The sequence below is a fragment of the Acidithiobacillus marinus genome, from assembly GCF_002847505.1.
Lineage (GTDB): Bacteria > Pseudomonadota > Gammaproteobacteria > Acidithiobacillales > Acidithiobacillaceae > Acidithiobacillus > Acidithiobacillus marinus.
On the sequence record NZ_MXAV01000012.1, the window covers coordinates 1 to 14741 of the forward strand.

14 protein-coding genes, 1 tRNA gene and 1 pseudogene are annotated in these 14741 nt (G+C 51.1%); 11 read left to right on the top strand and 5 right to left on the bottom strand.

What is annotated here, in order from left to right; genetic code table 11:
* Positions 1 to 611 (top strand): annotated as a pseudogene (locus B1757_RS15340) (TonB-dependent receptor); the annotation flags it as partial.
* A gap of 116 nt (positions 612 to 727) precedes the next feature.
* Here the strand turns inward: B1757_RS15340 and B1757_RS03955 are convergent.
* The 5 genes from B1757_RS03955 to B1757_RS03975 all read right to left on the bottom strand — a co-directional run bounded on the left by B1757_RS03955 (position 728) and on the right by B1757_RS03975 (position 6205).
* On the bottom strand, positions 728 to 2119 hold the full coding sequence (locus tag B1757_RS03955) for an alkaline phosphatase D family protein (protein ID WP_101537087.1): 1392 nt from the start codon (positions 2117 to 2119) through the stop codon (positions 728 to 730).
* Between the two features lie 13 nt (positions 2120 to 2132).
* Positions 2133 to 2864, bottom strand: coding sequence for an energy transducer TonB (locus B1757_RS03960; RefSeq protein WP_253253695.1), 732 nt, complete (start codon positions 2862 to 2864; stop codon positions 2133 to 2135).
* Positions 2861 to 3253, bottom strand: a complete 393-nt coding sequence (locus tag B1757_RS03965; protein ID WP_101537088.1) for an ExbD/TolR family protein — start codon at positions 3251 to 3253, stop codon at positions 2861 to 2863. The genes B1757_RS03960 and B1757_RS03965 overlap by 4 nt, the downstream gene beginning before the upstream one ends.
* A 3-nt stretch (positions 3254 to 3256) precedes the next feature.
* Positions 3257 to 3922 carry a MotA/TolQ/ExbB proton channel family protein gene (locus B1757_RS03970; RefSeq protein ID WP_253253696.1) on the bottom strand — a complete coding sequence of 222 codons (666 nt, stop codon included), beginning with the start codon at positions 3920 to 3922 and terminating at the stop codon, positions 3257 to 3259.
* 78 nt (positions 3923 to 4000) lie between these two features.
* Positions 4001 to 6205 carry a TonB-dependent receptor gene (locus B1757_RS03975; RefSeq protein ID WP_101537090.1) on the bottom strand — a complete coding sequence of 735 codons (2205 nt, stop codon included), beginning with the start codon at positions 6203 to 6205 and terminating at the stop codon, positions 4001 to 4003.
* 303 nt (positions 6206 to 6508) lie between these two features.
* Between B1757_RS03975 and B1757_RS03980 the strand changes: the two genes are divergently transcribed.
* The 10 genes from B1757_RS03980 to B1757_RS04025 form a co-directional block, all read left to right on the top strand.
* Positions 6509 to 6595, top strand: a tRNA-Leu gene (locus B1757_RS03980).
* A gap of 78 nt (positions 6596 to 6673) precedes the next feature.
* Positions 6674 to 7192, top strand: a complete 519-nt coding sequence (locus B1757_RS03985; protein ID WP_101537091.1) for a DUF3568 family protein — start codon at positions 6674 to 6676, stop codon at positions 7190 to 7192.
* 108 nt (positions 7193 to 7300) lie between these two features.
* Positions 7301 to 8707 carry an MFS transporter gene (locus tag B1757_RS03990; protein WP_101537092.1) on the top strand — a complete coding sequence of 469 codons (1407 nt, stop codon included), beginning with the start codon at positions 7301 to 7303 and terminating at the stop codon, positions 8705 to 8707.
* Positions 8708 to 8827: 120 nt separating this feature from the next.
* Positions 8828 to 9616 (top strand): response regulator transcription factor, encoded by a 789-nt coding sequence (locus B1757_RS03995; protein WP_253253697.1) that lies wholly within the window; start codon positions 8828 to 8830, stop codon positions 9614 to 9616.
* An 88-nt stretch (positions 9617 to 9704) separates the two neighbouring features.
* The gene (locus B1757_RS04000; protein ID WP_101537093.1) at positions 9705 to 10388 is read left to right on the top strand and encodes a MotA/TolQ/ExbB proton channel family protein; all 684 of its coding nucleotides are present in this window, start codon (positions 9705 to 9707) and stop codon (positions 10386 to 10388) included.
* Complete coding sequence (locus tag B1757_RS04005) at positions 10388 to 10789, top strand: ExbD/TolR family protein (protein WP_101537094.1); 402 nt, start codon at positions 10388 to 10390, stop codon at positions 10787 to 10789. Before B1757_RS04000 ends, B1757_RS04005 begins: the two co-directional genes overlap by 1 nt.
* 31 nt (positions 10790 to 10820) lie before the next feature.
* Positions 10821 to 11558: a TonB family protein gene (locus B1757_RS04010; RefSeq protein ID WP_101537095.1), complete on the top strand. Its 738-nt coding sequence runs from the start codon at positions 10821 to 10823 to the stop codon at positions 11556 to 11558.
* Positions 11559 to 11600: 42 nt separating this feature from the next.
* Positions 11601 to 12401 carry a ribonuclease T2 family protein gene (locus B1757_RS04015; protein ID WP_101537096.1) on the top strand — a complete coding sequence of 267 codons (801 nt, stop codon included), beginning with the start codon at positions 11601 to 11603 and terminating at the stop codon, positions 12399 to 12401.
* A gap of 41 nt (positions 12402 to 12442) precedes the next feature.
* Positions 12443 to 14017, top strand: a complete 1575-nt coding sequence (locus tag B1757_RS04020) for an alkaline phosphatase family protein (RefSeq protein WP_253253698.1) — start codon at positions 12443 to 12445, stop codon at positions 14015 to 14017.
* A gap of 174 nt (positions 14018 to 14191) precedes the next feature.
* On the top strand, positions 14192 to 14741 hold a 550-nt coding region (locus B1757_RS04025; protein WP_172437593.1), incomplete at its 3' end, for a TonB-dependent receptor plug domain-containing protein.

A 14741-nucleotide genomic window follows, 5' to 3' on the forward strand; every position in this document is an offset into this window, starting at 1 on the left:
TGGCCAGCGTGAACTGGTATTATATGCATTTTGCCAACCAGTATATTCCCGTGACCTTGGCCGATGGTACAGTGATCAATGCCAGCGGCACTTCTGACTACCAGGGGGTGAACCTCTTCGTTACGGATAGACCCTTATACTGGTTACACGTCTACAGTAATCTGAGTTTTGAAAAGGCTGATTACGCAAGTTATTCCATCAGTGGGAAAGATTACAGTGGCCTGCCAGTCAGTTATGTACCTTCGACATTGTTCAACATTGGTGCCTACGCCAAATGGTACTACTCAGGAATGCTCTTCGAGCCGCGCGTATGGGTAAAATATGTGGGGCCACAATCCATTTTTGATAAGGAGAATAAATTGCCTTCAGAACAAAAAATGTCGGCATATACGACGCTAAATCTGGGCTTGAAGGCGGTGGTGCCGGTGCATCTGGATTTTCTCCATCAACTCCGCGTGGGCTTGACTCTCAAGAATGTGACTGGCAATCAGTATAATGGGTACGAATATATCACGTCGGGTAAGACCTTCGGTGGCGATTCCAAGGGGGCTCTTCTGGGTTTCCCCGGCGCGCCGCGAGAAGTTTATGCCTCTCTCTCTGCCAAATTCTAGCTGAAGTCAGGCCACATATGCTCCCGGTTCATAAGGATCGGGAGTTTTTTTTGTCCGGATTGCAGAATGTGGTCTGGTTCAACAGGTCTTGGTACCACAAAAGAAGAGCAGACTCTTCAGGTATAACCCAACTCCACACTGCTGATCGGATGTTCCCAGAGTGTTTTGCCTGCAGTCGACTTGCAACTCAGCAGAAGATGTCGATTCGGGCCTTTGCCAAGAAACGCAATGCTGCAGTAGTTGCGCGCCTCTACCAGCGTGCCAGGAACCCGATAGGGATTGGCGTCGCCTCTGGCAGGACTGGAATTGAGGGGGGAACTGGTGAGTTCCCAAAGGGGATAATCATGCTTGCCGGAATAGCGGGGACGTGGTCTGCGCATCAATTCGCTGATATGGCGATCTCCTGAAAGAAACAGGAGCCCTTTGATATGGTTGTTCTGAAGCCAATCCATGAAATCCTGACGTTCTTCCGGATACAGATTCCAACCTTCGTAAGCGTCATCATCATTGAAAAGCTGGCCACCCGCCGCGATGATTTTGAAATGTGCCCGCGAACTCAGTAAGGCGTTTTTGAGCCAATCCATTTGGACCTTGCCAAACATCTGCTTGCCCCGAGAGAGGGGTGCGGCATCGGCATCACGATACCAACGATCATCCAGCAGGAAAAAGTCGGCATCGTTGAGGGTGCATTGAGTAAATACCCCTGGTGTTCCTGGCAGGCCATAGCCTGGATTGGCCCAATAGTTCTCAAAAAGGCGTAAGGCACTTTCTTTCAGGACGAAACTACCATCGCTATCATTGGCGCCGTAATCATGGTCGTCCCAAATGGCAATCTGGCGCGTGGATTGCAGAAACTTTTGAAGTGGAGGAAAAGAACGATCTGTCCAATAGCGCATCGCCATACCCGCAGGACTTTGGATGTCTGCTTCCCGAAAATACAGATTATCCCCCAGCCAGATCATCATTTCCGCAGCTTCGGCCGTCATGGGGTCGTAGATCTCGTAACCTCCTCCATAAGCCTTACCAGGGCGGTCATATTGTGGATCATTAATATACGCACAGGAGCCGGTAAGCACCTTAAAATCCGGAGCAGAATGGCGCCATTGCCAAATAGCCGGCGTGCGGACCAGAAAGTTTTGGCTGTTCATCACTTTTCCATCCAAATGAATTTCGGTGTGGTAAGTGGTTCCCGGAACCAGATTATCCAAGGTAACTAAAGCCGTATAAAATTCTCTGGCGCTGGTCACGCTTAGCCCGCTGAATGCGCGTAACTGAGGTTGATTTTCTGGCCAGTAAGCGATTTTAACCTCGGCAGGGCCCAGGGTTTGTAGCCAGATACTGGCAGAGCGTTGCGCCGGATAACCGCCCATGGGGCCGGCATGTAATTGTGTGGCACGAGCCGGGACGGGCATGGCGAAAACGCGTATGGGCCAGGTGAGGCCGAGTCCTACACCGAGCCCTGCACCCAGACTCGTTTGGGTCAAAAAATTCCTGCGTGTAATTGACATTATCCAGAATCCTTTAATTGTTTTGATCGGTAAGCTTGAACTCTACCCAGATACTTAAATCAAACACCTTGTCCTTCAGACCCGCTGGAATCCTCGGTAATCTGGCGTCCCGCAAGGCAGCAATAGCGGCTGAATCAAAAGCGCTCAAGCTGCCTTTTTGCAGGATCTTGATGGCACTGATTTGGCCATTATGCAGGTTGAAGTGCAGTTGAACCCGCCCATTTTCCCCCAGCATTTTTGCCGATTCCGGGAACCGCACTGCAGCTTGGATAGCGCCTTTCACCTGGGCCAGATAATCCTCCCGCACGGCCGGACTTGCCGGTGCAGGGCTCGGGGGTGGTGGTGGAGTCACGATTGCTTTGGGCGTCGGGGCCTCCACCGGGCTGGGCATGGGGCTCGGTGGTAGAGGAAGCTTTTCAGCCGCTTTGATCACACGATGTGGGACTGGTCGCGGGGCTGGATGGGGTATTGGCTTTGAGACCGGTTTGGGAATTGGCTTGGGTTGGGGCTGTACCTTGGGTTTGGGAAGCGGGGGTAGAGGCTTTGCCGGGGTGGGGGGAACCAGACTGATGGAAACGGGTGCAAGTACGGCTGCGGGCGGGGGCACTTGCTCGGTACTCCGCCATATAGCCAAGGCAAGCACCGACAATTCTATCACTGCTGCAATTAATAGCGCTTTATACTGACCATGAGCCGTCGGTGCTTTGACCAGTTCTCCGAGCGATCGCAGATCTGTGGCCATCATGACACCGGCTTGGCGGCCAGACCGATGGCGGTAACCCCCGCATGACGGCAGGCATCCATCACTTTAACCAGAGCTTGAATGTCCGCGCCCTTGTCTGCGGCTATAGTCACCTGGGTTTCCGAAGGGTTGCCTTGACGTAATTGTGCTTCCAGCTCCGCCAAAGTGATGCTTTTATCCCGGAACTCCAGGCTGCCATCGGCATGCAGGGTCAGTATGACTTTGGGTTTTGGCAGTTCCTGAGAAGAACTGGAGCCCGGAAGATGGGCAGGCAGTCCCTGACTGGGGATCATGTGTACCGTGATCATAATAAAGAAAATCAGCAAAAAGAGCATAATATCGATCATCGGGATGATCTCGACACGCCCCTTTTTCATTTCCAGGTATTGCATGGCTCAAGCCTCTTTCGCCGCATAAATGACGGATTGCACTTCACTGCTGGGCAGGGCATGACTATGGTCCAAACCCGACAAACGGTTGATGAGCATACTGCGCAGGGTTTCCATTTGATGCACGACAAAGCGCATCTGGTTTTGCAATCCGTTAAAACTGACGAGTCCGATAATGGCGATCACCAGACCTGCCGCTGTGGCCATCAGAGCTTCCGCGACACTGCCGGTGATGGCCGTAGGATTGCTGGCCACATTGTTGAGTATCTGGAACGCATGAAACATGCCGATGATGGTTCCCAGCAGGCCCAGGAGTGGTGCTAGAGTGACGGTGGTATCCAGTAGCCACAAGCGTTTATCCAGCAGCGGAACCTGACGCATGACCGCTTCCTGCAGAATTTCTGAAAGCTGTGCGCTGTCCTTGATATTCGAAAAGCGAATAGGGACCTGAAGGAGGGCACGAAATGGAAATTCTGCCGATTCTGCCAGGGGGCGCAGATTGTGTTCTTTGATGTCGGGAAGTTGTTCCAGAGCAAGGGCGGTTTTTTCACCCAGGCGACTCATGCGGTTCAAAAACAAAAAACGCTCAATACTGACCCACAATACAATCAGTAGCAGGAAAGGCATGATATAGAGGATGCCGCCGGATTTGGCGGCGATACTGGCAATCATTGAAAAGTCCATATGTATATCTCTCGTAAATGAATCTCTCTGGATGTTTCCAGAGAGATGTGACCAGATGACCCTTGTTTAAAAAGTGGCTTGAATGGTTGCGTAGACGTTGGTGGGCAGGTTGAGCTTCAGTCTGGGATCACTATTGCTGCCGCTGTAACTCTGCACAAACCGGCGATCAAACAGATTGTTCAGATTCAGGCTGGCCGTGACATTCTTGAAGCCCAGAGCTTGACCAAGGGGAGCATTCCTGAATGTGTAACGTAAAGAGGCATCCGCGAAGAAACGACTCCCCAATGGTAGAAATTTACCACCCAGATTGTAGTAGGACTGCCCCATTTCATGGAGGGATACTGTCGCCCGCAGGCCGTGATAACGGGCGATCATGCCGAGTGCCTCGGTGTGGTGAGGCGCATAAGGAAAGGGCTGGTGAGAAGAGGTCAGACGGGCATCTAAAATCCCAAAATTGGCATAGGCGCTGAATATATCATTCAGAACCACGTTGTTTTGCCAGGAAATACCCTGATTGATAGCAGTTCCAGCATTGGCAAGAACTGTCTGATTGAGCGAGCCAACCAGAATGGTGGTGCTCAAAATGTAGTTCTGGAAGTCCACGCGGAAAGCCTGGAGACTGGAACTCCAAGGACCAAGATCCCAATGGGTGCCGACGCTATAGGTGCTAGCCTTTTGCGGCTTGAGTTCAGCGTTGTAGGTACCCGTGTAAAACTGGTTATATCCTGGTGGGTTGGTGTTCTGGGTGAAGTTGGCAAAGGCATGCCAGTGCTGGTTGATGCGCAAATTGGCTCCTACGGAAGGCAGTACAGAGCCGAAGTTGACATTGAATTGCCCGGGTTTGTTCTGAGCAAGCGCTACGGTATTTTTAAAATCCCGAGTGACATACAAATACTTGAAACCGGCGGAGAGGGTCAAATCATGGACAGGCTTGACCGTAAAATTCACGTAAGGCTGGTAGGTGTTGGTGACTACAGGTTCACTGTAAGAGGAACCCAGATAGACGTTGCTGGCACTCAAATATCTGGAGTTATGTAAGGTGTTGTTGTGATTGAACCAGAACCCCAATTCCGTGCTGACGGGACCTACGGGATAGACGATTTTTGCAAGGTTACCCCAACGATGGGTATTGTTGACGCTATTTCTTAGTAAAACACCATTGCGTGCCGGTGAAAACCTGCCAATGGTACCCGAGGGAGTCAACAATGTTTGGGTGTAAGTGCTCGCACTGGCACTAAAACCATCTCCATAATAATAGTACAACTGATCAGAAAACTTGACCCGGCCAACTTCGCCTTCATATTTGGCATAAGCCAACCAGTTCAGATATTGATTGTAGTTGTATCCTGTATAGTTGTAATTGGCTTTGCCGTCTGGAAGTAAAGGATTGCTGGTATAGCTGTTGTAATCCTGTCCATATTGGGCAATTTGCGCTGCTGTGGCGCCGTTGTAATAGTTGAAGCGCTGATTGTTCTGTGAAAAAAACAGGGTCAGGGCACCCGGACCGATTTGTGTGACTGATTTGAATAAAAACTGGTTTTGCAGGGCACCATTGTTTTGAAAGTAGCCATCTCTTTGGATTTTGTTGACGTATAACCAGGCAGAGGTGGGTGCAAAGTTTTTGGCAAAAAGACCCGTGTTGATGAGGCCACCGACATTGTATTTGCCGAAGGATCCGGCGCCGACAATCGGTCTTACAAAAGGAAAGGGTGAGGGCTTCAGGCTGAAGGTTTCTACGGAGCCACCAAAGGCTGAAAGCCCGGGAATCGCTGCAGATTCAGCACCGGGATAATATCTGGTACCGGCAACCAATACGGAAGGGATGAACTCGTTGGTATAGTAGGTATAACTGTCATTGTCATTCAACGGTATACCGTCCAGGGTAAAGTTGATGAGGGATTTACTGAAACCATTGATGTACACATCATCCCCATCCATGCTGTCACCGCTGCTGACGACCATGGCGTTGGGCATGTTCTGCAGTACCTGGGTGTAGGAGTCGGTGGGGGCCAGCATTTCAAATTGCCCACGCGTAATCAGAGTTTCCTGGTTGGTGGCGTTCTTGTTGAACTTCTGGATGCGCTGGATGTCACTTTTGGGTGTCTCACCCGTGTTGACATTGGGGGCGCTACCAAAAAAATTATTGCTGGCAGAAGCGGTACCGGTTACCGTGCCCAAGGACTGATTGGCGGCTGTCGCAACGACGCTGTTGAGGCTTGCTGTCGTACTGATAATGGCAATGTAAAGGATTTTTCGACGCAGAATGATCATTGAAGTAAGCTCCCTTCCGTGAGTGATTGCAAAAAATTCACTGAACAACGAAAATCACCCCAGCTCATCAAGCTGGGGAAGACAATTTACGGTGTTTTTACGGCAGTCGCTGATTGACGCTCAGTTATGTTGTTATGTGAAGCTAATATACAAAATGAATGTGACAGTATGATGACAGTTTTGTGAAGCTTTTGTGACATATTCCCGTTGGGGCGGGGCGCTCCCTTTCAGTTTCATCGTGCAGTTCTGACTCACGGCTCTTGATGGTCATGGGACATATGGGTATAATACTTGAGTTATTTTGCCGGGATGGCGGAACTGGTAGACGCGCCGGACTCAAAATCCGGTGGTGGTGACATCGTGTCGGTTCGAGTCCGACTCTCGGTACCAAATTGTAAATAAAAATTGCCCGGTTCAGCCGGGCTTTTCTGTGTTTGACTGCTTTGGCCGTTTAGAGGAGCAATTTACATGGTAAATCAGAAACGTTTTTCCCTGGTGGCTCTGGCAGCAGTATTCGCAACCTTGCCCCTCAGTGGTTGTGTGGCATTGGTGGCGGCTGGTGCTGGTGGCGGGGCCGTGGCTTATGTAGAAAACGGTGGCGTTGCCAATTTTTATGCTTACTATCCAGCTTCCATGAACCGGGTCAGTATTGCTTCCCAGGCGGCATTTGCTGATATGGGTATACGGTACAATGGTGAAATACGGAAAAGCCCTACAGATTACATATTGGAAGGTAGTACTAACGAAGGGGATACGGTCCGGGTGACTCTGACTTTCATGGCGACCAGAGTGACCAAGGCGAACATCCGCATTGGCACCTTTGGTAATAAACCGCTGTCCTTGCGCTTCCAGAAACTGCTGTCTCAGCATCTGGGTCTGGCTGCCAGTGCGACGGCTCCCGTGGGTCTGTCCACTCCCCAAACCAATACTCCTGCTCCGTCAACACCACCGCAACAGCCTGCCCAGGAGACTATTCCGCTCCAGTAGTTTTGCCGGGCAGGTTATCTGTCACAAAAGTGTCATAAAAAGTTCATAAAATCGTCATAATTGGGGTGTAGCCTATCGTAAGGTCCTGACTGAATAAAGGAGACCACGATGGCTACACCGCAAAACGCTACCACACAAAACAATGTGGCAGAGGCCCTCAACTCTGTCAGTTTCAGCCCTTTTCACCTCAAAGCCATGTTTGCATCCGCCATGGGCTTTTTCACTTCTGCTTACGATCTTTTCATCATTGGCACCGCGCTGGTGCTCATCAAAAGCCAATGGCACCTAGGCGCTGCCGAAGTGGGATTGGTTGGTTCCATTTCCCTGATTGCGACTTTTGTGGGTGCCTATGTATTCGGCACCCTGGCTGATCGCCTGGGGCGTAAGGCCATTTACGGCCTCGAAGCCTTGTTGATGACAGTGGGCGCTCTGTTGTCGGCTTTTGCACCGGATGTCACAGTGCTGTTGATTGCCCGCGTCATTCTGGGGCTGGGCATCGGCGGAGATTATCCTCTGTCGGCGGTATTGATGAGTGAGTATGCTAACGTCAAATCCCGGGGGCGGATGGTCAGTCTGGTGTTTTCCGCCCAGGCCATCGGGCTGGTGACGGGCCCGGTGGTCGCCCTGACCTTGCTGGCGGCGGGTGTGAATCATGATCTGGCCTGGCGTTTGATGTTGGGGCTGGGCGCGTTACCCGCAGCAGCCGTCATTTACATCCGCAGGACCCTCCCCGAATCCCCGCGCTGGTTGGCTCGCGTCAAGGGGGATGCGGTGGCGGCGAGCAAGCAGTTGGCTTCATTCAGTCTGGGCACCGCAACAGCTACAGTGCAAGACAAGCTGGTGAAGCAGCCATTGAGCCGCTATTGGTTGACTCTGATCGGTACGGCGGGTGGCTGGTTCATGTTTGACTATGCCTATTACGGGAACACGATTTCGACGCCCATGATCATGGCCCACATTGCGCCCCATGCGGATGTGGTGACCAGTACGGCCCTGAGCCTGATGGTGTTTGCCATTGCCGCCGTTCCCGGTTACTTTCTTGCTGCTTTCACGATTGATCGGGTGGGGCACAAAACCCTGCAGATGCTGGGCTTTTTCGTCATGGGGCTGATGTTTCTGCTCATTGGCGCATTCCCGGTTTTGACGGAGTCCGTGGGGGTTTTCTTGGTATTGTATGGCCTTTCCTATTTTTTTGCGGAATACGGTCCGAATACGACGACCTTTGTTTTGGCCGCCGAACTGTTTCCGGTGAATCTGCGCACTACCGGGCATGGTTTGTCTGCGGGAACGGCAAAAGTAGGGGCATTTCTGGGCGCCCTGGTTTTCCCAATATTGCTGCATGATTATGGTTTGCATGGCACCTTGATGATCACCTTCTTTTTCTCTTTGGCAGGATTGTTGCTCACGGCCTTATGTCTCAAGGAACCCTCAGGAAAGTCTCTGGAGGAAGCGAGTGGAGAAGACGTAGTCGTGCCTTTCCGTAGAAAAAAGCCGGAAGGAGTGACAACACCCTGAGATTGCGAGGGCAGAAGTAAGGGTAGGTGGATAAGGAACTGCTTGTTTTTAAATGGTGTTTGTATGCAGTGGATGTCCCTTGGTACGCATTGAATGATCTTAAAATTATCAGGAGCGGATATGTTCTACACCTTGATTGGCGGGGTTCTGCATCATGCCTTGCATCTGAGTGATGCATTATTGTTGATGACAGCTGCACGTGCCGAGGCAGTTAACCCTGTTTCCGGAGCGAGAATATTGGTGTTAGGCTCTGAATTGTCTCCGGATAAGCTGACATTGCGATTGCAGCGTTCGGGTGCGTACGTCCAAGTCCTGACAGTAGCGTCGGATGACACTGTCAGTACCATCAAACGTTGGCAACCCGCCTTACTGATTTTGAAAGAATGGTCACCGAAGATGGCGGCATGGTTGACAGAATTGCTCACATTTCCAAGCTGTATGCGCTTGTCTATCTTGGCCATGGGTAAGGATGACGAGGCGCATGCCATGACCGCGCTGGATGCCGGTGCCAGCGCCTATCTGGCTAATACAGTTACAGAATCCATTTTCCAGGCTCAGGTTGGGGCCTTGTTAAAAAATGCTCAGCATTGGGAATTTATGGAAGTCAGGCAGGAGCCGCATCTCTGGATCAATCCGGGGAATAGTCGGGTGTGGTTGAATGGGACTGAAATCCGTCTCAGTCGCCGACTGTTTCGGTTTCTGCATTATCTGGCCTTACATCCGGACCATACCTTCACGCCGCAAGAAATATCCAATGTGTTGAGCGACGGACAGAAATTCATTCAGGAAAACTCCATTGCCGCTCAAGTGCATAGATTACGAAAAAGCATGGATAAAGCGGGTGCTGGTGAATGGCTGGAAACCGTGCATGGTTTTGGTTATCGCTTGAACCTACCAGAAAAAATTTGATTTGATGTAAATTTGTCATAAAAGCTTCATAAAACTGTCACACTACTTTGTTAGAGTAGCAGCTTCATTGTTACAAGGTGCTATGCTGATGAACCTGCAATATCTTATTCACCTCGCCAACTATTCGGACGGGGTTTTATACATTTTGGGCCTGATGCTGCTGGTGGAACTGGCAGTGATGGTGGATCGCTTTTGGTATTTGCGGCGCACGATTCTGCGCGGTCTGGTGTTTGTCCAGGAACTGGGGCGCCATGGTCGCCTGGATCGGGACTCTCTGAGTACCTTGGCCGAAGACGCTGGCGATTTGCCGGAAGCTGCCCTGCTGCGCACCGCCGCTGCCCATAGTGGTCAGGTCAAGGGTGAGGCCCTGGCCAGTCGTTTGGAAGAAAGTGTGCTGGTCATTGCCCCGAAGCTCGACCGCCGCCTGTGGCTGCTGGATACCATTATTACCCTGGCCCCGCTGCTGGGTTTGTTCGGTACTATCATCGGCATGTTCCATGCTTTTTCGGTCCTGGCCAAACCCGGTCATGCCCCCATGGAAGTGACGGGTGGTGTAGCCGATGCCCTGGTGTCCACCGCTTCCGGTCTGTTCATTGCCATGCTTGGACTGCTGACCTTCAACGCCTTCAACAATCAGGTGCGCATGATTCTGCTGCAACTGGATTCGGTGAAAACCATGCTCATCAACCGCATGGATGGTCAACCAGTCGTGACTTTTGATGGTGAAGGTCGCCCCAATGCCGAAGCCGTGCCGGTGGCGAGGGCGGGATAATGGAAAGGCGCTACTTCGAGCAGAAAAAGGGGCGGGTCGAAATCATCCCGATGATCGACATCATGCTCTTCCTGCTGGTGTTTTTCATCATGATTACTCTGCAGATGATTCCCGACAAGGGACTGAATCTGCAGTTGCCCACTTCCAGCGAAGCGCAAAGTCTGCCGCGTCCCCACTTCACCATCAATATCGAGAAAGATGGTTCGGTGAATGTGAAAGGGCATCACTATGATCTGGATGGCCTGCAGCAAATGCTCGCCAGTGATGGCGATCCCGGCAAAACCCAGATCACCATTGCTGCCGACAAGGGCGTGCCTTTTCAGGATTTCATTCATGTCATGGATCGTTGCCAGAAGGCAGGGGTCAGTGATATCGGCATTGCCGCGAAAACAAGTGGTTAAAGTATAACCAAAGCCATAAAGGGTGATGATGATGAATACCATGGTAAGCAATCCTTCCTGGTCGCCCCGGGGGCCGGATAAGTCCGAGGGACATTTTGGTAAAGCGTTGCTGGTGGGCGCGGTTTTGGAAGTGGCACTATTGGCTGGGCTGCTCTGGATCAGTTCGGCCCCTCCACCGCCCAAGCCGGTGGCAAAAAAGATCATCGCTATTCATATGGTGCACCCGGCACCGCCCAAGCCGAAACCTATACCGGTGCCGCCGCCGCCCAAACCCGTGGTGCAACCCAAGCCGGTACCTGTTCCGAGGCCCAGGCCCATTCCTCAACCGCGCCCGGTAGTTCATCACACGCCGACACCTAAACCGCTGATGGCCAAAACCCCCTTACCCACAGCCCCGGTGGTACCGCCCGCGCCGCCGGTCACGCCTCCGGCGCCACCCCCGCCACCTCCCGCACCGAGTATGGCGGCTAAGCAGGCGGCCTTGGCTCGTTATGCGGCAATGGTCCGTGCCCAGGTGCAAGCAGATGCTCATGTGCCGGAAGCGGTACGCCTGATGCATTTAAGTGGTACCACCGTGATTACTTTTCGTCTGACGCCATCGGGACAATTACTATGGGCCAGAATTAGCCAGTCCAGTGGCGTCCAGCCCATTGACAATGCGGCACTGAAGTCGGTAAAGGACGGCTCGTATCCGCCCTTTACCAAAAACATGCCAAAGCATGCTACCAACTTTTCAGTTGAAGTACATTTATCCAGTCAATCCAGTTAATATGTTCATTATTTACAAATGCTTTCGAGGAGTCTCCAGGTGATGCCTTTTTTTCGGTGGGCGAGAATATGGGTATTGAGTTTGTCAGGACTGGTCTTGACAGGCTCGATAGCTGCCGCTGCGGTTCCTCAGGACATGCAAGATTTCAATCATTATACTTTTGCAGTGATGTGGCACCCTGGGGTTTGTGCAACTTGGAGCAATGCCGGCCCGGCCTGCAAGGATTTGTCTCCGGCAGCAAAAATCAATCAGGAATGGACCATGCACGGACTATGGGCGAGCCGTCCCCGGTCATTGCTTGCGGCGGGAATGAATGGCCCCACTTGGTGGCATTACGGCTGTTATTGGTACAACCCGGAGCACGCCTTACCCAAAGGTAGTTGTGCCAATCCTCCCCTGAATTTGCCGGAAGCGCTGCATCAGCGCCTGTATGCCCACATGCCCATGGCGCAAATTTGTCTGGATCGTCATGAGTATTACAAACATGTCGTCTGCTTTGGTGAAACGCCTGAACAGTTTTTCCCCAAGGAGCTGGACTTGCTGGATAAACTGAATGCCAGTGCATTTACCGCATTCATTCGGGATCACCGAGGCCAATGGGTAGCACGTAATGCCATAATGAAAGCCTTTGCAGACAGTTTTCAGGTAAAAAATGCGGATGCGCTGGAATTGCGCTGCGAAAATCCCAGCCATCACATCCATGAACTCGAACGTCAGGGTAATATTCTGACGCAGGCTTGGATTACCATTCATAAAGATAAAGTTGATGCCTTCCCGGCTCCGGAAAGTCTGGAAAAAGGGCGTAAGGGCAATTGTGCGGAAAAAATACATATATTGAATTAAGTTACCAGAATAAAAAACTCTCACTGTTATATGAGGAATCGATGATGGAGCGTCAGAATCGCCGGCAGTTTTTAAAGCAGTTAGGTATCGGAGGCACGGCCGTTGTGGCCGCACCCAAGCTGATGGGTATTGCTCATGCAGCAGGAGTGGATGGAAAAACAGTTCTCCGTAAAAAAATTGAACATGTGGTCATTATTTTTCAGGAGAACCGAAGTTTTGATCATTATTTTGGGACTTTTCAACCCAAAAATGGCCAAAAAATCATTAATCTCCTTAATGCCAACGGGGAATTGGACAGCCGTTTTGATGGCTTGCAAAAAAATCCGGCGGGCATTGCCTATGGTAATTTGCCGTTACCTCTGGATGTTCCCGGCTTTCAGAATGTGCAATTGGCGAACCGGCCCTTTCATCTCGCCCCTTATATTCCTGCCAAGGGTAATGTTTATTGGGATCCCAAGCATCGCTTTTTTCGCATGATGGCCGAAGTTCACAATGGGAAAATGGATCGTTTTGTGGCTCTGGCGGGGGGCAGCAAAACACATTTGCACCGGGATGAATTCAAGAAAATGACTCCGGAGCAGATCGCTTTTGATCTCGCGCGTCCCAGTGGCCCGGTTTTGGGACATTATACCGGCGAAGATCTCCCTTTTTATCACCGTGTGGCACATCAATACACGTTGTTTGACCATTTTTATCAAGCCATGAGTGGTGGTAGTACCGGTAACGCGCTTTATCTGGTCGCAGCCCGATCCTGTGTGAATCCTTCCGCACCCAAAGATATTTGTGCCCCTTTTGATCCGCGCGAGGCGGGGCTGGAGCATGCTTTTTTTGACTTGCCTTACGATCATCGCCAGATCATGGTCAATGATCTTCCGCCTATTCAAGGCCCAACAGATGCAGGACGGACGAAAGAACTGAAAATTTCGCCCCCACCTGCGGCACAAACCTACGATAATATCGGGGATCGTATGAATGCGGCCAAGGTCTCCTGGGCTTGGTACAACGAAAACTGGAACAAGGTAAAGCCCTGGGCTCTTAAAACCGCTTTCGGTCCCGGCGATGGTTCTGCGGTAATTGATACCAGTCAATTATTTGTGGCCCATCACAGTCCTTTTCAGTATTACCCGCGTTGGCCGGAATATGTGAAAGGCGGGCATATCAGGGATAGTGATGATTTTCTGGCGGATGCGCGTGCTGGTAAATTGCCGGCCGTCTCTTTCTTGAAGGCGACGGCATCCCATGACGAACATCCAGCGGATTCTGCTCCCGCTTATGGTATGGAATGGGTAGAACAGCTGGTACGTGCGGCGGCAGATGGGCCTGCCTGGGACAAAACCGCCATATTCATTACTTATGATGAAGGTGGTGGTTTCTGGGATTCCCTGCCCCCTAAAGTGGTTGATGACTATGGTTTTGGCACGCGGATTCCGGCCATGCTCATCAGTCCGTGGGCGCGCAGTGGCTTGGTGGACCATCATCTGGCCAGCACCGCCAGCATTCTCAAGTTCATCGAAACCCGCTTCGGGCTGGATCCTCTGAATCATAGGGATCGGGATGCCTACGATATGCTCGGTGCTTTCGACTGGGATCAGCAGCTCAAGGATTTTGCTGTATAGAGTGATCTTTTAGCGGCAATGAAATTATGAGCGCATAGAATTATGCGCTTTTTTATTATCTGCTTTTGTCAGAAAATTGTCATAAAACTTTCATCATAGTGTCACATTGTGTTGTTAGAATGCAGCACTGTTGTAAAACTTTAATGGATTTTGACTGCTATTGAGGATTTTCCGATGATAAATCGCGCAACGCTACGTTCGGCTGTAATATTAGCTTTACTGGGATCCCCTGGATTGGCACTGGCAGGTGTGACCGCAACCACCGTGAGTGCTGCAGAAGCGGCTACTTCAGGGACTGGTAGAGGCCACACTCCTATCACTATTGGAGAAGTAGAAAAAGAAGCACCACCCGAAAGAGGTACGGGCTCATTGAGTAAAGAACTGGTAAAGCACGCCAGTCCTAATGAAAACTTTCAGACGGTGCTCCGAAATATTCCGGGCTTTACGGTGACAAGCACGGGTCCCGGTAACCTCACTACCAATAATAGCACTTTTACTTATCAGGGTTTTAACAGTGATCAGATTGGCGTCAATCTGGATGGTGTCCCTTTGATCAATACTTTTCGTGGTGGTACGAATGGACAAGGCGATGATCATGCATTGACGCCCCTGGGTATGGGACAATTTTCGGGTGTTTCTGTTTACAGTGGTGCCAATACACCATCCGAAACAGGTATTAATGCCTTAGGGGCTACATTGAACTACAAGCCCAGGATGCCAAGTT